Consider the following 17,888-nt stretch of genomic DNA (forward strand, 5'->3'; position numbering starts at 1 on the left):
CTCCTTCCCCCCGGCCTCCTCTGCCATTTCACCGTTATCGTTTGGTCAGGGACAACATACAAGGGGCCTGGGGGGCTCGCCCCCCGGTCCCTTTGGCAGCTGGTTCAAAAGCACCAGCTTTGAACCAGCTGTTCCCACCAATCCACATCCTTTCCTCCATCACCCATCCCCATTCCAAAAGAAAGCGCCCCCGGCTGCGAGCCGGGGGCGCTTTCCTCAAATCATATTCTTCCCAACCCTACGAAGTATAAAACGAAATAAACGAATACCCCGAAATCTCGACGTGCTTCACATCGCGCGCGTACCCCGCGAACAGCACCATGCCCAGTTGCCGCAGATCCTCGGGCTTTGCGTTGAACAGGCCCTCGGGCAGGGCGAAGTTGTTGATGTCGTCCATCTGGTGGCCGCAGACCACCTCCGTGAAATAGCCGTCCTCGTCGCGCGAGGTGCGCAGGGTGAGAAAGCTGTCCTCCTTGCCTTCGTGCTCCTCGGCCATGTGGCAGAAAAGCTCCTCGCAGCACAGGGACAGGACGTTGAAGGACCGCTGGGACAGGCCGAGCCTGGTGCGCCCGGCCTCCAGCATCCGCTTCATCTCGGGCAGGGCCGCCAGGCGGGCCGGGAAGGTGCCGCCCACGGAACGCCTGGGCAGCAGCCAGGCCATGGCGCTCAGGCCGAAGGCCGTGAAGCCGCCCACGGCCACGCTGTTCCCCAAGAGCGGACTCAGGGCGTCCGGCACCAGGCCTGGGAAAGAGGTTCCGCTCTGGGCCACCAGCCCGGCGGCCATGGCCAGGCCGCAGATGATGCCGTGCTGGTTGCTCAGGCGGTTCATGGTCACCAGGCCGATGCCCGCGTGGAAGAGCAGCGCCACCATGACCACCAGGATTCCGCCCATGACCGGGCCGGGCATGTCCAGGATGAAGGCCCCGGCCTTGGGCACGAAGGCCAGGACCAGGAGCAGGGCCGCGCCCATGGCGCCTACCCGGCGCGAGGCCACGCCCGTCATCTCCACCAGGGGCAGGTTGTCGCAGTACACCGAGGGCACGCTGGTGCCCAGGAGCCCCGCCGCGACCTTGCTCAGCCCGTCGCAGTACAGCCCCCGCTGGATCACGTCGTAGGACACGCGCCGGAAATCGCGCTGGGAGATCCGCTGCACGAGCATCAGGTTGCCCGTGTTCTCGATGACGCTGATGATCATGGCGATGGCGAAGGCCATGAGCAGGGGCACGTGCATGCCGGACAGATGCACCTCCAGGCCGGGCCAGGACAGGGGCGGCAGGCCGAACCAGGGGGTCACGGCGCAATGCTCGAAGTGCAGCTGCCCCGCGGCGGCGGCCGTGACGTATCCGCAGGCCATGGCCAGGAGCGGCCCCCACATCTTGAGGAGCGAGTTGCCGAAGAGCATGCACAGGGTCATGGGCAGGGCCGTGGCCAGGCCGACGGCGAACAGTGTCCTGGCTTCCCCGGGGGTGCCGTTCCCGCCGCCGCTCCAGAGGTCCAGGGCGATGGGCACCATGGACACGGCGATGAGCAGGATCACCACTCCGCCCACGTCGGGGGTGATGATGTGCCGGAAGAAGCGGATGAAGTAGGTGTAGAGAAAGACCAGGGGCACGGTGAGCAGCGTCATGGCGGCCAGGGTGGCGAAGCCGCCCATGCGCACCGCGTCCAGGGAGCAGATCATGAACGCGCTGTAGGACCCGGTGAAGAGGATGAACCCCGCGCCGATGCCCCAGGCGCGCCTGCTTTGCAGATAGGTGAAGACCGCGGCCACCAGCACCATGCCGAAGCTTACGAATTGCATGGTGTCCGCGGGCACGTGCACGGTCTTGGCGATGACGTTGGGGATGAACAGGATGCCATCGAAAATGACCACCACGTGGATGAGGGCCAGGGCCGCGCACAATGCCGGGGACGGGTTTTCATCGACACTGTAGCGCAAGGAATCGCTTTTCATTCTGGCCTCATGGGTTGTCTCGCCGGGATGGGTGGTTCGGATGGCGCGGGCTGTTGTATCTTTGTCGAGGTCGATGGACAAGGGGCGGAAGGAGTCGCTGGATTGACGGCGCGGCGGCCAAGTCCGCCGCCGGTTCAAAGCGGAACGGTCCTATTCCCCGAACAATTTCCCATACGCCCGCCGCAGCGTCTCCGGCTCCAGATCCGGCAGTTCCCCCACCTCGGCCAGGACGCATACGCCCCCGTATTCCTCTATGGCGGCGCGGTTGCCCGGGTTGGCCGGGCCGTTCATGACCACCCCGGCCACGTCCAGGCCCGCGCCGCGCAGGGCCGCGAGGCTGAGCAGGGTGTGGTTGATGGTGCCCAGGTCGCTGCGCGCCACCAGGAGCACGGGCAGGCCCAGGGCGCGCATCAGGTCCAGCATGAATCGCCCACCGCCCAGGGGCACCATGATCCCGCCCGCGCCCTCCACCACCAGGGGAGCGCCCTGGGGCAGCTCGGGCACGCAGAGATGCGAGATGTCGATGCACACCCCATCCCTCTCGGCGGCCTCGTGGGGCGACAGGGGCTCGCGCAGGCTGTAGGCCTCGGGCAGACAGCGCTCCCCGGGCAGGCCGCTCATGCGGCACACGCCGCGCGTGTCCGTGCCCTCCCTGGTGCCGCTCTGGATGGGCTTCCAATAATAGCCGCCGCGCCCGGCCATGAGCAGGGCGCAGATCACGGTCTTGCCGATGTCGGTGTCCGTGCCCGTGACGAAGACGCGGGAAGGCAGCGCGCTCATGCGAAAAACTCCTCGCGGGCCACGGCCTCGGCCATGGCGCTGGTCAATAGCGAAAGATCCCGGGATTCCATGACGTAGGGCGGCATCACGTAGACCAGCCGCCCGAAGGGCCGCACCCACACGCCCCGCTGCACGAAAAAGGCCTGCATGGCGGCCATGTCCACGGGGCGCACCGTCTCGATGACGCCGATGGCCCCCAGGCAGCGCGCCTGGGCCACGGTGGGCAGGTCCGCGCAGGGCGCGAGCTCGCGCGTCATCTGCTCCTCGAGGGCGGCCACGCGCGCCCGCCAGGGCGAGGCCGTGAGCAGGTCCAGGCTGGCGCAGGCCACGGCGCAGGCCAGGGGATTGGCCATGAAGGTCGGCCCGTGCATGAGCACGCCCATGCTGCCGTCGGAAATCCCGTCGGACACGCGGCGGTTGGCCAGCACCGCCGAGAGGGTCATGGTCCCGCCGGTGAGCGCCTTGCCCACGCAGAGGATGTCCGGGGCGACGCCCGCCCACTCGCAGGCGAACATTTTGCCCGTGCGGCCGAAGCCCGTGGCGATCTCGTCGGCGATGAGCGGGATGCCGGTCTCGTCGCACAGCTCGCGCACCCGGTGCAGGAAATCCGGGGAATAGAAGCGCATGCCCCCGGCCCCCTGGACCACGGGCTCCAGGATCACGGCGGCGATCTCGTCCCGATGCTTCTGGATGAGGCTCTTGAATTCCTCGATACAGCCCTCGTCCCAGGGCTGGCCGAACTCCGGCCCGGGGCGCGGGGCGAAGAGATGCTCGGCCAGCACGCCCTTGAAGCGGCTGTGCATGCCGTTTTCCGGGTCGCAGACGCTCATGGCCATGAAGGTGTCGCCGTGGTAGCCGCCGCGCACGGTGAGCAGCCGGGTGCGGCCCGTCACGCCGCGTGACAGCCAGTACTGGCAGGCCATCTTCATGGCCACCTCCACGGCCACGGACCCGGAGTCCGCGAAGAACACCCGGTCCAGCCCCGGGGGGGCCAGGTCCACGAGGCGCTTGGCCAGGCCTACCGCCGGGGCGTGGGTCAGGCCGCCGAACATCACGTGGGCCATGGTCGCGGCTTGGTCCTGAAGCGCCGTCACCAGCGCGGGGTGGGAATAGCCGTGGATGGCGCACCACCAGGAGGCCATGCCGTCCACCAGTTCGCGGCCGTCGGCCAGAGTCAGGCGCACGCCGCGCGCCGAGACCACCTCGAAGGTGGGCAGGGGGTCGCGCATGGAGGTGTAGGGATGCCAGAGGTGCTCGCGGTCGAAGGCCGCGACGTCGGGTACTTGGGCGTGGGAATGGTCTGTCATGGGCACAGGGTGTGGAATGGGGGCGGGCTTGTCAACTGGCGGGGTGGTGATTGTGAGGGGGGAGGGGAGAGTCGTGGCGCAAAACCAAACGTGCCCACCCGCCCTCCCGCCGCGTTCCGCAACAGGTATGATGAGGTGGTTTGGGGGAGGGTTTGTAGCGCTGCGGGCGCGTGGCGCGTGAGAGGCGCGCTCCCTTCGAAGGATTCCCCCCGCCGCGCGGCTTCGCCGCAGGGGCGGGACAAATCCAGGCGGTCGCGCACCTCTCCCGCGCCACGCGCTAAGCATTGCTACAGAGCCTCCCCGATCCGAGAACGCGACAGGGGAAATGAAGAAGTATCCTACCTGACGATAGAGACGCGGGCTGAAATCATACCTGGCCCCATGGTGTGGTACTATTTACGATGCTGCCCCACCTGCTCTCCAAGCCCCGGCGCGCTGCCCGGCGCAGCGGCTGTGATGGAAATCAGCGAAGCGGAGCCGGGCTTGTGCGACGGGGCGGCACCACCCATGCTGCGACACGAGGGGCAGAACCAACGGCGGACCGCACCACTGCGACCTCCCAGCGCCCCATGCGGGTACGGGGGGCGCAGCGACCTGGGTGGAAACCCCCGAAGCGAAGCCCCCCGTACCCGCATGGGACGCGGCCGCGCCGCCTCCCCCCACATTCCCGACAAACCAACGCCCTACCCGCGAGGGAACGCGGAGGGAGGGGAGGGAGGGCACAATTGGTTCTGCTCCACGACTCTTCCCTCCCTCTCTCCCTCCCCTCGCCCACAAAAAAACCGCCCCCGGTCACACGACCAGGGGCGGTTTCATATCTTTGTTTTCTCATCAACACCTAGATATCAAACAACATCTCCAAATCATCCCGCGTCAGCGACTTCCACGTTTCCTTGCCGGGAATGATGGCCTCGGCCACGTCGCGCTTGGCGTCCTGGAGCTGGAGGATCTTCTCCTCCACGGTGTTCTGGCAGATCATCTTGTAGGCGAAGACCTGCCTGGTCTGGCCGATGCGGTGGGTGCGGTCCGTGGCCTGGCTTTCCACGGCCGGGTTCCACCACGGGTCGTAGTGGATCACGTAGTCCGCGCTGGTCAGGTTCAGGCCCGTGCCGCCCGCCTTGAGCGAGATCAGGAACACGGGGATGTCCGGGCTGTTGTTGAAGCGGTCCACCTGCTCGAAGCGGTCCTTGGACGCGCCGTCCAGATAGGCGAAGGGGATGTCGCTGATCTGCAGCCAGGAGCGGATGATGTGCAGCATCTGCACGAACTGCGAGAAGACCAGCACCTTGTGGCCTTCCTCGATGAGCTCCGTGACCATGTCCTTGAAGGCGTCGAACTTGCCCGAGGGCAGGTTGGTGGACACGCCCGGGATGTCCAGCTTGAGCAGCCGCGGGTGGCAGCAGATCTGGCGGAGCTTCAAGAGCGCGTCCAGGATGGACATCTGGCTCTTGGCCATGCCGTTCTTGTCCACGTCGGCCAGGACCTGCTCCTTGAGCTTCCTGGCCAGGGCCGAGTAGAGCTCCATCTGCTCGTCGGCCAGGGCGCAGTACTGCACGTTTTCGATCTTGGGCGGCAGGTCCTTGGCCACCTCGGACTTGGTGCGCCTGAGGATGAAGGGCCGCACCCGCGAGCGCAGGTACTCCAGGGTCTCCTCGTCGCCGTCCTTGATGGGCTTGATGATGCCGCGCTGGAAGGCGTGCTGGGACCCGAGGAACCCGGGCATCAGGAACTCGAACAGGCTCCAGAGCTCGAAAAGGTTGTTCTCGATGGGCGTGCCCGAGAGGCAGATGCGCAGCTTGGACCCCAGCTGGCGTACGCTGCGCGCCGTGATGGTGTTGGGGTTCTTGATGTTCTGGGCCTCGTCCAGGATGATGGAGTTGAACTCGAACTTCTGGAGCTCCTCCAGGTCGCGTCGCAGAAGCGCGTAGGTGGTCATGACCAGCTGCGAGTCCTCGACCTGCGAGAACAGGTTGTCGCGGCGCGAGCCGTAGATGGTCAGGCGCTTGAGGTCCGGGACGAATTTCTTGGCCTCGCGCTCCCAGTTGGGCAGCACCGAGGTGGGCACCACGATGAGGTTGGGTTCCTTGTGGCCCTTTTCCACCATGTGCTGGATGAAGGCCAGGGTCTGGATGGTCTTGCCCAGGCCCATCTCGTCGGCCAGGATGCCGCCGAATCCGTATTCGCGCAGGAAGGCCAGGAAGGACAGCCCCTGGGTCTGGTAGCCGCGCAGGCTCGCGTTCAGGCCCTTGGGCGGCTGCACGGGCTGGATCTCGCGGAAGTCGTGGATCTTGGAGCGCAGGTTCTCCCAGAAGGAGTCCACGCGGGCGCCGGGCAGGTCCTCCAGGAGCTTGTCCAGCACCGGGGCCTCGAACTGCTTGTATTCGCTCTTGGGCGGCTCGGCCGGGTCCAGGCCCATGGTCTTCAGCTTGTGGCCCAGCTTCTTGAGCCAGGATTCGGGCAGGCTGGTGTACGTGCCGTCTTTGAGCTGCACGTAGCGCTTGCCGCTGGTCCAGGCCTCCCAGATCTTGTCGATGGGCACCCGCTGGCCGTCGTAGTCCACGGCCAGGTCGAGGTTGAACCACTTCTCCTCTTCCTCGGTCTCCACCTCGGCCACGATGGTGGGCGAGGAAAGGCGCACCTTGTAGCGCGTGAGGTTCTTCTCGCCGTAGATGCGGTATTTCTCCACCAGGGCGGGGTAGTGATCCAACAGGAAGGTGATGGCTTCCTCGGGCTCCAGGAACCAGACCTCGTTGTTGCGGGGCTGGAAATTCATGTCCACCAGGGACTGGGTCAGTTCGGCCTCGGCCTCCTGGTCGCGGCGCACCAGATAGGAGGTGCCGCCGTACTGGTAGCTGCCAGTGAGCAGGTTCGGGTCCGGCCCGGGCAGCACGGCCTCGCCGTGCTCGGTCTCGTAGACGTTGGAGATGCTTAAGGTCAGCAGGCTGCCTTCCTCGTCCAGGTACAGCTTGGGCCTGTACTCGGCGGGCACGAAGATGTGCTTCATCTCCTCCAGGAACGCGCCCTCGTCGTGCAGGTCGCTGGCGGGCAGCTTGGTCCAGACCTTGTCCAGGAACTCGGATATCTCGTCCTGGGGCACCAGGGTGGGGTTGGCCACGGTCTCCTTGATCAGGCTCGGGGCCAGGCCCGTCTGCACCGGATAGAAGGACTGCTTCCAGCAGACCCACAGGGGAGTGCGGCCGTAGAAGAAGGCCTCGTCGCCCGAGATGGGGAAGGGCACCTTGCCCTCGTGGCCCAGGAGCACCTTGAAGGTCAGGCCGTCCTCCGTGAGCACGGGCGAGAGCTTCAGGCGCATGGTGGTGTCCTGGATGCGCACGGGCTGTTCCGTGTCCTGCCAGAACAGGTAGTATTCGTCGCGGATGGTGCGGAAGAACCAGGAATGCATGCCCGTGGGGATTTCCACCCTGTGGCCGGCGTAGTCCTGGTAGTGGCTGATCTGCTTGCCCACGGTGGGCAGCATGGGCGACATTTCGCACCAGTCGGGGTTGGTGATGATCTGTTCCAGGGTGACTTCGGTCTGCACCGTGGACAGGCCGGATTTGTTCTGGCGGGCGCGGGAGAAGGCCACCTGCAGCCTGCCGTGCTCCGGGTAGAAGCGGAAGATCAGATAATGCTTGCCCGACTCGGGCTCTGGCGGGGTGGAGAAATAGGAACGGAACGTCTGGCGCCAGTCGTGGCGGGTGACCGGGGCGGCGGCCTCGTCCTTGACCGAGAGGGTCTGATGCAGCTTCAGGGCCGTGGCCGCGACGTGGCGGCAGACCCCGGAAAAGGAGTCCTCGCAGTTGCAGTAGAAATTGATGGTTCCTTCGTTCAGGTTCAGGCCAAGCTCCGGGCTGTACGACTGGAAATCGTCGCCCTGGATCTGGCCCTCCACGTCCCAATAGCCCTCGCGCTTGTTCAACGAGAGCTTCTGGACCCCCCGCGCGGCGAGGATGTCCTTGGCGCCTTCCACGATGTATTCGGGAACCGTGAAGTTGATGAATTCCTGAAGAAGGCTTTCTACGACCTTCTCTTCGGCGCTGTCCATGAGCCTATGGCCTCGTTCCGTAGCAGTTAATGTTCACGCTCAGCACAGGATAGGCTGCGCGTGAGGCAGCCGTGTCAGCCGATATCAGATGATAGCAAAATCCGGAGTGTTGGCAAGAGCCTCTTGGCTTTTCCGGCTCTCTGGTCCATACTCGCAGGTCCCGGCTTTGTTTACCGGGCACGGTGCAGCCCAGTCTAGGCAGGGCGATGGGCTATAGCACGGGATCACATCAAACGCAAAATGGAATTTGTATGAGCCGCAAGGTTATTTTCCTTTTTCTGACGCTTTTGCTCGCACTTTTTTGCGGGGCCTGCGACGACGGCCCCGACGGCGGAAACCAGGCCCCGGGCAAGTCCGCGGACGCGCAAATCCCCGATCAGCCGGAATACGGGGGAACCTATGTTTCCGGCACCATCGGCGAGCCCTCGAACCTGATTCCCATGCTGGCCTCGGACTCCGCCTCGTCGGAGATCGCCGGGCTGCTTTTCGTGCCTCTGCTGCAGTATGACAAGGACCTCAAGCTCATCCCCTGGGGCGCGGAGAAGTTCGAGGTCCTGGACGGCGGCAGGCTGCTCAAGTTCGCCCTGCGCCCGGGCATCCGCTGGACCGACGGCGTGGAGATGACCGCCGAGGACGTGCGCTTCACCTACGAGATGATGGTGGATCCCAAGACGCCCACGGCCTATGCGGAGTCCTACAGGCTGGTCAAGGAATTCAAGGTCACGGGCAAGTACACCTTCGAGGTGGCCTACGACAAACCCTACGCCCGGGCCCTGTCCTCCTGGTCCCTGGCGCCGCTGCCCGCGCATCTGTTCAAGGGCGAGAACCTGCTGGACACCAAGTACAGCCGCCAGCCCGTGAGCAACGGGCCCTACATCCTCAAGGAATGGGACGCGGGCAGCCGCCTGGTGCTCAAGGCCAACCCGGACTATTTCCGGGGGCGGGTCCATTTCGACACCGTGGTCTACCGCGTCATCCCGGACATGGCCACCCAGTTCATGGAGCTCAAGGCCGGCAACCTGGACATCATGGGCGTGACCCCCCAGCAGTACCTGTTCCAGACCAAGGGCCCGGAATGGGACAAGAATTTCCGCAAGTACACCTATCAGGCCTTCGCCTACACCTACCTGGGCTACAATCTGACGAACCCGCTGTTCGAGGACCCGGCCGTGCGCCGGGCCCTGGCCCACGCCATCGACAAGCAGGCCATCATCAAGGGCGTGCTCCTGGGCCAGGGAACGCCCATCATCGGGCCCTACAAGCCCGGGACCTACTGGTGCGACGAGGACATCAAGCCTTACGGCTACGATCCCGCCAAGGCCGGCGAAATGCTGGCCCGGGCCGGGTGGAAGGACAGCGACGGCGACGGCGTGCTGGACAAGGACGGGCGGCCCTTCGCCTTCACCATCCTGACCAACCAGGGCAACGACCAGCGCATCAAGATCGCCACCATCATCCAGGACAACCTGAAGCGCGTGGGCATCGCCGTGAAGGTGCGCACCGTTGAGTGGGCCGCGTTCCTCAAGGAATTCATCGACACGGGCCGCTTCGAGGCCCTGGTCATGGGCTGGACCACCATCATCGACCCGGATCTCTACAACGTCTGGCACTCCTCCAAGGCCGTGCCCGGCGGGCTGAACTTCATCGGCTACAAGAACCCCGAGCTGGACGAGCTCCTGGACAAGGGGCGCCATCTGGTGGACCGCGCCGAGCGCAAGAAGGTCTACGACCGCGCCCAGGAGATCCTGCACCGCGACCAGCCCTATTGCTTCCTGTATTCGCCCATGGCCCTGAACGTGGTCTCCGCGCGCATCCAGGGCATCGAGCCCGCGCCCGCCGGCATCTCGTACAACTTCGAGGACTGGTGGATTCCCGCCGCCCTGCAGAAGAAACCGGCCATGACCAGGTAGGGCGCAGATGATCCGCATCCATGAAATCCTGGACAAGACGGAGTATCTCGCGCCCGAGGGCCGCGAGCTGATCCAGAAGGCCTACGTGTTCAGCGCGGCGGCCCACGCCGGGCAGGTGCGCTTGTCGGGCGAGCCCTATCTGTCCCATCCCCTGGAAGTGGCCAACAAGCTGGCCGAGATGCGCCTGGACGCGGCCACGGTGGCCGCCGGGCTCTTGCACGACACCGTGGAGGACACCAAGGCCGAGGTGGAGGAGATCGACGGCCAGTTCGGCGAGGACGTGGCCGACATCGTGGACGGCGTGACCAAGATCAGCAAGATGCAGGTCTCCTTCGATTCCCGGGAGGCGGCCCAAGCCGAGAACCTGCGCAAGATGATCATGGCCATGAGCGAGGACATCCGTGTCCTGTTGGTCAAGCTCTGCGACCGCCTGCACAACATGCGCACCCTGGACTATCAGAAGCCCCACAAGCGCAAGCTGGTGGCCCAGGAGACCATGGACATCTACGCGCCCCTGGCCAACCGCCTGGGCCTGCACCTGATCAAGATCGAGCTGGAAGACCTGTCGCTGAAGTACCTGAAGCCCGAGGTCTACGAGCAGATCGCCCACGGCCTGGAGCACTACGCCCAGCAGGGCAGGGACTACATCGACAAGGTCACGGTCCTGGTGCGCGAGAAGCTCGCGGACAACAAGATCAGGGGCCGCGTGTCCGGCCGCGTGAAGCACGTCTACAGCACCTGGCGCAAGATGGAGCAGCAGGGCCTGACCCTGGACCAGGTCCACGACCTCATCGCCTTCCGCATCGTGGTGCCGGGCATCAAGGACTGCTACGCGGTGCTCGGCCTGATGCACGCGGACTGGAAGCCCGTGCCCGGGCGGTTCAAGGACTACATCTCCATGCCCAAGGCCAACATGTACCAGTCCCTGCACACCACGGTGGTGGGGCCGGACGGCGAGCGCATCGAGATCCAGATCCGCACCGAGGAGATGCACAAGCTGGCCGAATACGGCGTGGCCGCGCACTGGAGCTACAAGGAGAAGGGCTCCAAGAGCGTGGCCCGGGACATGGAGCGCTTCTCGTGGCTTCGGGAGATGATGGACTGGCAGAAGGAGGAGTCCGACCCCCGCGAGTTCATGAAGTCCCTGCGCTTCGACCTGTTCAAGGACGAGGTCTACGTGTTCACGCCCAACGGCGACGTCAAGGAACTGCCCGACGGCGCCACGGCCGTGGACTTCGCCTATCTCATCCACTCCCAGGTGGGGGACCACTGCGCCGGGGCGCGCGTCAACGGCAAGCTGGTGCCCCTGTCGCGCAAGCTTCGAAACGGCGACATGGTGGAGATCATCACGGACCGGGGCCGCAACCCCAGCCGCGACTGGCTGAAATTCGTGAAGACCGCCAAGGCTAGAACCCGCATCAATCATTTCATTCGCACCGAGGAACGGGCCCGGGCCATCGCCCTGGGCCGGGAGATGCTGGAGAAGGAAGGCCGCCGCATGGGCGTCAACGTGGCCAAGGCCTTGAAATCGGGCCAGATGGAGCCCATTGCCCAGGACTTCTCCTTCAAGGGTTCCGACGAGCTGCTGGCCTCGGTGGGCTATTCGCGGCTCACCGCGCGCCAGGTCCTGAACCGTTTCCTGCCCAAGCCCGACGTCTCGGAGCTGCCGCCCCTGCCTCCGCCGCCCAAGGACCGGCCCAAGGCCCCGGCCTCGGAAAAGAGGCCTTCGGACCGGGTCAGCATCAAGGGCGTGGACGACGTGCTGGTGCATTTCGCCAAATGCTGCAACCCCGTGCCCGGCGACGCCATCATCGGCTATTCCAGCCGTGGCCGGGGCATGATCGTGCACACCACGGACTGCGTGAACGTGGCGCGCCTGGAGCCCGAGCGCCTGCTCAACGTGTCCTGGGCCGGCGAGGAAGAGCCGGACACCACCTTCCAGGCCAAGATCCGCATCGTGTGCAAGAACGTGCGCGGCATGCTGGCGCGCATCAGCGCGGCCCTGGACAAGGAGGACGTGAACATCGACTCCGGGTCCTTCGCCTCCAACGTGGCGGGCAACTCCGAGGTCCTGCTCACCGTGGAAGTGCGCGACACGGACCACCTGTACCACGCCCTGAAGATCCTTCAGGCCGTCGACAACGTCATCGAGGCCAAGCGCGCCTCGGCCCGGCACGAGGAGCACGAGGAGTAGGCCCGGCCGCTGCGGCCCCTATAGCAAAGAAAACGCCCCGGTCCGCTTTGCGGGCCGGGGCGTTGTTCGTCGTATGTCCGGGCTGCTAGCTGCCCAGTTCCTCGCTGCGCAGGGCGCAGCGGATCATGCCGTCCACGATGGCGCTGCGCACGCCGTGCTCGTCGAAGGCGTTGGTGGCTTCGATGGTGGTGCCCGCCGGGGAGCAGACCATCTCGCGCAACACGGAGATGTGCAGGTCGCTCTCGGCGGCCAGCTTGGACGAGCCCGTGAACAGGCCCTCGGTCATCTTGGTGGCCTGCTGGCGCGTGAGCCCCAGGGTCACGCCCGCCTCGATGACCGCCTCCATGAAGTAGAACACGTAGGCCGGGCCGGAACCGGCCAGGGCCGTGAAGGCGTCGAACTGGCGTTCGGGCAGCACGTGTACCTGGCCCAGGGCCTCGAACATCTCCCTGACCAGGGCGGCGCGCTCGGCGTCCAGGCGCGTGTCCTCCAGGCAGAGGGCGAAGACGCCCGCCCCGACCATGGCCGGGGTGTTGGGCATGATGCGCACGATGGCGCATTCCTCGCCCGCGGCCCTGCGCAGCACGTCGGTGCGCAGCCCGGCGGCGATGGACAGCAGGCACTTGTCCTTGCCCAGCTCGCCCCGGATCTCGTCCAGCACGGCCTCCACCTGGTGGGGCTTCACGGCCAGGAGCACGAAGTCGCTGCGCCGCGCCAGCTCCAGGGTTGTGGACACGGGCTCCAGCCCGAAGGAGGCCAGGGCCTCCAGGCTGGCCTTGTGCAGGTCGTAGCCCAGGATGCGCAGGTTTTCGCACGCGGACAATCCGCGCACGATGGCGCCGCCCATGTTGCCGGTGCCGATGAAGCCGATGGTGGTCATGATGCGAGTCTCCCGCTTGTGCCCGGGGCGTCCGGCTGGCTTGCGCCGAGGCGTCGGGCGGGTCTTTGCGCTATGGCGTGGTCAGCCCACGATCTCCAGCGCGTTGAAGAAATAGCTCATCTCGTAGGCCGCGGTCTCGGGCGCGTCGGACCCGTGCACCGCGTTGGCCTCGATGTTGTCGGCGTAGAGCTTGCGGATGGTGCCCTCGGCCGCGTCGGCCGGGTTGGTGGTGCCCATGAGCTCGCGGTAGCGCGCGATGGCGTTGTCGCCTTCCAGGATGCTCACCACGCAGGGGCCGGAGCACATGAAGTCCGTGAGGCTGCCGAAGAACGGGCGCTCGGCGTGCACCGCGTAGAAGCCCTCGGCCTGGGCCTTGGTCATGTGGATCTTCTTGGTGGCGACGATTCTCAGCCCGCTGTCCTCGATCATTGCGAGGATGGCGCCGATCTTGTTCTTTTTCACGGCGTTGGGCTTGACGATGGAAAAGGTGCGTTCAATGGCCATGGTTTCCTCCTTGTGCACGGGTACAGGGGGTGTTGTCCATACCAGGCCGCTGAAAAGCAGCGATCTGCTTCGTCGCTACGCCGCTTCGCGGCTTCGCTGCTGCGGGTAATGCAGATCCTCGTGTATGGGAATACACGTCGGCCCTGAATTACCCTTGCGCCTCGCATCTCACTATTTTTGAGCGGCCTGGCTCAAATTTTTCTTTGCGTCTCGTCTCTCGTTTTTTGTGGGGCAGTCTGCGAGAGATGATTATTTCAATGATCCTTTACGTCAGCAGCATCTTGTCCGAGCTGAATTCCTCGCCCTTGACCGCGTAGAACTGGGCCAGGAGGTCGTTGACGGACAGGGCGCGCTTGTCCTCCCCGGCGATGTCCATGATGATCTCGCCCTGGTGCAGCATGATCAGGCGGTTTCCGAGCTTGATGGCCTGGTTCATGTTGTGGGTCACCATGAGGGTGGTCAGGTTCTGCGTCTCCACTAGGTGCTCGGTGAGCACCAGGGTCTGGTTGGCGGTCTTGGGGTCCAGGGCGGCGGTGTGCTCGTCCAGGAGCAGGATGTCCGGCCTGACCAGGGTGGCCATGAGCAGGGTCAGGGCCTGGCGCTGGCCGCCCGAGAGCAGCCCCATGGAGTCGTCCAGGCGGTCCTCCAGGCCCAGGCCGATCTTCTTCACCTCCCTGGCGAAGAGCGCGCGGTCCTCGGCGGTCAGGCCCTGGCCGAGGCCCCTGGGCCTGCCGCGCCTGAGGGCCAGGGCCAGGTTCTGGCCGATGGACAGGCTGGCGCAGGTGCCTTTCAGCGGGTCCTGGAAAACGCGGCCCATGTGCCGGGCGCGGCGGTATTCGGGCCAGCGGGTGATGTCCTCGCCGCGCAGGGTGATGCGCCCCTCGTGGGGGGCGAAGGTCCCGGCCAGGGTGTTCAGGAGCGTGGACTTGCCCGCGCCGTTGGAGCCGATGACCGTGATGAAGTCGCCCTGGTTCACGGTCAGGGAGACGTCGTTCAGGGCGCGGACCTCGTTCACGCTGCCCTTGTGGAAATAGAGGGTGATGTCCTTGATCTCGATCATCGCTTGAGCCGCTCCTTGAGCTTAGGCGCCGTGAGGGCCGCCACCACGAGCAGGGCGGTGATCAGGTTCAGGTCGCTGGGCGTGAAGGAGAAGGAGCCGATCTTCAGCCCCAGGGCCAGGGCGATGGCCACCCGGTAGATGACGGAGCCCAGGATGGCCGCCACCACGGCGCGCGGCACCGAGGAGCAGCCGAACACGGTCTCGCCCACGATGACCGAGGCCAGCCCGGCCACGATGGTGCCCACGCCCATGTTCACGTCCGCCGCGCCCTGGTTCTGGGCGATGAGGGCCCCGGACAGGGCCACCAGGGCGTTGGACAGGCCCACGCCGAAGATGATGACCTTGTGCGTGTCCACGCCCTGGCTGGTGATCATCTGCACGTTGTCGCCCGTGGCCAGCATGGTCTGGCCCAGCTCCGTGTACAGGAACCAGACGAGCCCCGCCACCACCACGGCCACCACCAGGGCGAAGAGCGCGGGCGAGGCGTAGTAGCCCGCCAAGCCCGCGTTGATCAGCGGGTCGATGACCGTGTCCACGCCGAGCAGCGAGACGTTGGGCCCGCTCATGATGCGGATGTTCACGGAGTAGAGCGCCGTCATGGTCAGGATGGAGGCCAGAAGGTGCAGGATTTTCAGTTTGGTGTTCAGGATGCCCGTGACCGCCCCGGCCAGGAAGCCCGCGCCCATGGCCGCGAACAGGGACAGGAAGGGGTTCATGCCGTGGGTCACGCACACGGCGGACACGGCCGCGCCCAGGGGCAGGCTGCCGTCCACGGTGAGGTCCGGGAAATCCAGGATGCGGAAGGTCAGATAGACCCCCAGCACCATGATCCCGTAGACCAGCCCCTGTTCCAGGGCGCCGAGCAGTGCGAACAGGCTCATGCGGATGGGACTCGCTTGCTTGGAAAAATGTAAGGCCGCGGTGGAAGCGGCCTTACATGGTATTGTCGGCGATGGCAAGCCGGACGGGCCGTCCGGGCTATTCCACGATCTTCGCGGCCTTGGCCTTCAGGGACTCGGGAAAGGCCAGGCCCTGGGCCTTGGCGGCCCCCAGGTTCAGGTGCAGGTTCATGCCCTGCTGGAACTCCACCGGGGTCTCGGCCGGGGACGCGCCGCGCAGGATGCGCACGGCCATCTCGCCGGTCTGGCGGCCGTGCAGGTAATAGTCGAAGCCCAGGGCCGCCACCGCGCCCCGGGGCACGGAGTCCACGTCGGCGGCGAACAGGGGCATCTTGTTCTGTTCGCAGACCTTGACCATGGATTCCAGAGCCGCCACCACGGTGTTGTCCGTGGGCACGTACACGGCCTGGGCGCGCCCGGCCAGGCTCTTGGTGGCCTGGTAGACGTCGGCGGTCTTGGCGGCCGTGGCCTCCGTGAGCTCGACGCCCTTGGCCTCGCAGGCCGCGCGCAGCATGTTCACCAGGGTCTTGGAGTTGGCCTCGCCGGAGTTGTAGACCACGCCGAGCTTGGCCAGCCCGGGCACGGCCTCCATGATCATGGCCAGATGCTTGTCCACGGGGGTCATGTCCGAGACGCCGGTGATGTTGCCTCCGGGGCGGTCCAGGTCCTTGACCAGCCCGGCCCCCTTGGGGTCCGTGACCGCGGAGAAGAGCAGGGGTACCTTGGCCATGTGCGGGGCCTTCTTCACGATCTGGGCGCAGGCCTGGGCGCAGGGCGTGGCGATGGCCACCACCAAGTCGGGGTTCTCGCCGGCGATGGCCTGGGCGATCTGGTTGGCCGTGGCCATGTTGGCCTGGGCGTTGTGCACGTTGAAGGCCACAGTGAGGCCCGCGTCCTTCATGGCGTCCTGAACGCCCTTGAGCACGGCGTCCAGGGCCGGATGCTCCACGAACTGGTTCACGGACACGGTGTAGGACGCCGCCCGGGCCGTGTGGGCCGCGCAGCACACCAAGAGCGCCGCGATGAAAATGGTCGTCAGGCGTTTCATGGTCGGCTCCCCCTTACTTGGTTACGGGTTTCAGGGTCCCCACGGACACGATGCGCGCCGCCCGTTCCCTGTTCTCGCCCCAGGCCTTGAGCGCGGCCAGGGTCTCGGGGTACGGGTGGCCGATGGCCACGGCCTGGCCCGAGGCCGCCGCCTGGCGGTCGGCCTTCTCAAGCTGCCTGAGAATGGCCTTGGTGTCACGGATGTTGTCCAGGAACACGCTGCGCCGGTAGACCTTGATCCCGGCGGCGCGGGCCTCGCCGACCCCCTTGCTGTGCGGGGCGGTGAGGCTGTCCAGGAAGAACATCTTGCGCTTGCCCAGTTCGGCCATGACCACGGCCATGGCCGGGCCCGTCTGGGTGAAGCGGGAGCCCATGTGGTTGTTGGCCCCGTCGGCCCCGGGCACCTCGGCCAGGTCGGCGGCCAGGGCCCGGCGGATGTCGTCGGGGGACATGGTGGTGAACAGGGCGCCCTTGCCCGGGTTCACCTTGGGCCAGGCCTTGGGCTCCATGGGCAGGTGCAGGAGCACCTCGCGTCCGGCCTCGGCGGCTACCGAGGCCACCTCCCGGGAATGGGCCTGGTGGGGCAGCACGGAAAAGGTCACCGGATAGGGCAGGGCGGCCAGGTCGCGGGCGAAGGGCACGCTGCGCCCCAGGTCGTCGATGACCACGGCCAGAAGGCCCGCGGCCTGGGGCGGGGGCTCGGGGGCCGGGGTCAGGAAGCGCAGGGAGTGCGTGGGCGTTCCCGTGACGGAGATGGTGTAGTTCCCGCTCCCGTCCGGCGCGAGTTCCGCCTCGGGCGCCCATTTGCGCAGGGCGGTCTCCAGGGTTTCCAGGAAGCGCTGGCGCTTGCCGTCCAGGGAGATGTCCAGGGCCTGGAAATGGTATTCCTCGTCGTGGTAGCTGCGGACCTCCATGCGCGCGATGGCCAGGGCATGGGGGTCGTAGCCCGTGAGCAGCAGGGACTCCACCAGGGCGTAGTCCACTTGGCGCACCACGCGCTCCAGGGGCACGCCCAGGGTCTCCTCGAAGCCCTGGTAGCCGTCGGGGGCGGTCGCGTTGGCGGCGTCGGCCGCCGGGGGCTCGGCCTCGCCCGGCGCGGGCGCCTCGGTCGGGGCCGGGGGCTGCTGGGCCGCCATGCGCACCTCGGGCGCGCGCGACGCCGTGGGAGCCTCGGGGCTGCGCAGGAGCCTGCCCAGGAGCAGGACGCAGGCCACCAATCCCAGGGCGGCCAGAATCCAGATCAGGTTCCTGCGCCGGGCAGCGGTGGCGCCGCTGTTTCCTTCTTCCTCGTGCATGGGACCCGCCGGG

General features: G+C 66.2%; 12 protein-coding genes. 2 read left to right on the forward strand and 10 right to left on the reverse strand.

Going from position 1 to position 17,888, the window contains the following annotated elements; all coding sequences use genetic code 11:
• Positions 1–238: 238 nt before the first annotated feature.
• The 4 genes from ACYYG1_RS14960 to ACYYG1_RS14975 all read right to left on the reverse strand — a co-directional run bounded on the left by ACYYG1_RS14960 (position 239) and on the right by ACYYG1_RS14975 (position 8,086).
• Positions 239–1,954: a uracil-xanthine permease family protein gene (locus tag ACYYG1_RS14960; protein WP_461211137.1), complete on the reverse strand. Its 1,716-nt coding sequence runs from the start codon at positions 1,952–1,954 to the stop codon at positions 239–241.
• A 150-nt stretch (positions 1,955–2,104) separates the two neighbouring features.
• Positions 2,105–2,734 carry a dethiobiotin synthase gene (gene bioD / locus ACYYG1_RS14965; RefSeq protein ID WP_461211138.1) on the reverse strand — a complete coding sequence of 210 codons (630 nt, stop codon included), beginning with the start codon at positions 2,732–2,734 and terminating at the stop codon, positions 2,105–2,107.
• The gene (gene bioA, locus ACYYG1_RS14970) at positions 2,731–4,041 is read right to left on the reverse strand and encodes an adenosylmethionine--8-amino-7-oxononanoate transaminase (protein ID WP_461211139.1); all 1,311 of its coding nucleotides are present in this window, start codon (positions 4,039–4,041) and stop codon (positions 2,731–2,733) included. Before bioA ends, bioD begins: the two co-directional genes overlap by 4 nt.
• 838 nt (positions 4,042–4,879) lie before the next feature.
• Positions 4,880–8,086, reverse strand: a complete 3,207-nt coding sequence (locus tag ACYYG1_RS14975; protein WP_461211140.1) for a DEAD/DEAH box helicase — start codon at positions 8,084–8,086, stop codon at positions 4,880–4,882.
• A 251-nt stretch (positions 8,087–8,337) separates the two neighbouring features.
• Between ACYYG1_RS14975 and ACYYG1_RS14980 the strand changes: the two genes are divergently transcribed.
• Positions 8,338–9,996 (forward strand): peptide-binding protein, encoded by a 1,659-nt coding sequence (locus ACYYG1_RS14980; protein WP_461211141.1) that lies wholly within the window; start codon positions 8,338–8,340, stop codon positions 9,994–9,996.
• 7 nt (positions 9,997–10,003) lie between these two features.
• Complete coding sequence (locus ACYYG1_RS14985; RefSeq protein WP_461211142.1) at positions 10,004–12,190, forward strand: RelA/SpoT family protein; 2,187 nt, start codon at positions 10,004–10,006, stop codon at positions 12,188–12,190.
• An 85-nt stretch (positions 12,191–12,275) separates the two neighbouring features.
• Here the strand turns inward: ACYYG1_RS14985 and proC are convergent, their stop codons facing one another.
• The 6 genes from proC to ACYYG1_RS15015 all read right to left on the reverse strand — a co-directional run bounded on the left by proC (position 12,276) and on the right by ACYYG1_RS15015 (position 17,875).
• A complete protein-coding gene (proC, locus tag ACYYG1_RS14990; RefSeq protein WP_461211179.1) occupies positions 12,276–13,073 on the reverse strand; it encodes a pyrroline-5-carboxylate reductase in 798 nt (265 codons plus the stop codon).
• A gap of 78 nt (positions 13,074–13,151) precedes the next feature.
• On the reverse strand, positions 13,152–13,574 hold the full coding sequence (gene ndk / locus ACYYG1_RS14995; protein ID WP_461211143.1) for a nucleoside-diphosphate kinase: 423 nt from the start codon (positions 13,572–13,574) through the stop codon (positions 13,152–13,154).
• A 265-nt stretch (positions 13,575–13,839) separates the two neighbouring features.
• Positions 13,840–14,634 carry an ABC transporter ATP-binding protein gene (locus ACYYG1_RS15000; RefSeq protein ID WP_461211144.1) on the reverse strand — a complete coding sequence of 265 codons (795 nt, stop codon included), beginning with the start codon at positions 14,632–14,634 and terminating at the stop codon, positions 13,840–13,842.
• A complete protein-coding gene (locus tag ACYYG1_RS15005; RefSeq protein ID WP_461211145.1) occupies positions 14,631–15,515 on the reverse strand; it encodes an ABC transporter permease in 885 nt (294 codons plus the stop codon). Before ACYYG1_RS15005 ends, ACYYG1_RS15000 begins: the two co-directional genes overlap by 4 nt.
• Before the next feature lie 97 nt (positions 15,516–15,612).
• Positions 15,613–16,581 carry an ABC transporter substrate-binding protein gene (locus tag ACYYG1_RS15010; RefSeq protein ID WP_461211146.1) on the reverse strand — a complete coding sequence of 323 codons (969 nt, stop codon included), beginning with the start codon at positions 16,579–16,581 and terminating at the stop codon, positions 15,613–15,615.
• 13 nt (positions 16,582–16,594) lie between these two features.
• A complete protein-coding gene (locus tag ACYYG1_RS15015; RefSeq protein WP_461211147.1) occupies positions 16,595–17,875 on the reverse strand; it encodes a divergent polysaccharide deacetylase family protein in 1,281 nt (426 codons plus the stop codon).
• Positions 17,876–17,888: the final 13 nt, after the last annotated feature.

This window comes from Desulfocurvus sp. DL1XJH-121, assembly GCF_054819825.1.

Bases quoted from the DNA above. Each gene is read 5' to 3' on its own strand.
- ACYYG1_RS14960 (WP_461211137.1), bottom strand. From the start codon at position 1,954: ATGAAAAGCGATTCCTTGCGCTACAGTGTCGATGAAAACCCGTCCCCG.
- bioD (WP_461211138.1), bottom strand. From the start codon at position 2,734: ATGAGCGCGCTGCCTTCCCGCGTCTTCGTCACGGGCACGGACACCGAC.
- bioA (WP_461211139.1), bottom strand. From the start codon at position 4,041: ATGACAGACCATTCCCACGCCCAAGTACCCGACGTCGCGGCCTTCGAC.
- ACYYG1_RS14975 (WP_461211140.1), bottom strand. From the start codon at position 8,086: ATGGACAGCGCCGAAGAGAAGGTCGTAGAAAGCCTTCTTCAGGAATTC.
- ACYYG1_RS14980 (WP_461211141.1), top strand. From the start codon at position 8,338: ATGAGCCGCAAGGTTATTTTCCTTTTTCTGACGCTTTTGCTCGCACTT.
- ACYYG1_RS14985 (WP_461211142.1), top strand. From the start codon at position 10,004: ATGATCCGCATCCATGAAATCCTGGACAAGACGGAGTATCTCGCGCCC.
- ndk (WP_461211143.1), bottom strand. From the start codon at position 13,574: ATGGCCATTGAACGCACCTTTTCCATCGTCAAGCCCAACGCCGTGAAA.
- ACYYG1_RS15000 (WP_461211144.1), bottom strand. From the start codon at position 14,634: ATGATCGAGATCAAGGACATCACCCTCTATTTCCACAAGGGCAGCGTG.
- ACYYG1_RS15005 (WP_461211145.1), bottom strand. From the start codon at position 15,515: ATGAGCCTGTTCGCACTGCTCGGCGCCCTGGAACAGGGGCTGGTCTAC.
- ACYYG1_RS15010 (WP_461211146.1), bottom strand. From the start codon at position 16,581: ATGAAACGCCTGACGACCATTTTCATCGCGGCGCTCTTGGTGTGCTGC.
- ACYYG1_RS15015 (WP_461211147.1), bottom strand. From the start codon at position 17,875: ATGCACGAGGAAGAAGGAAACAGCGGCGCCACCGCTGCCCGGCGCAGG.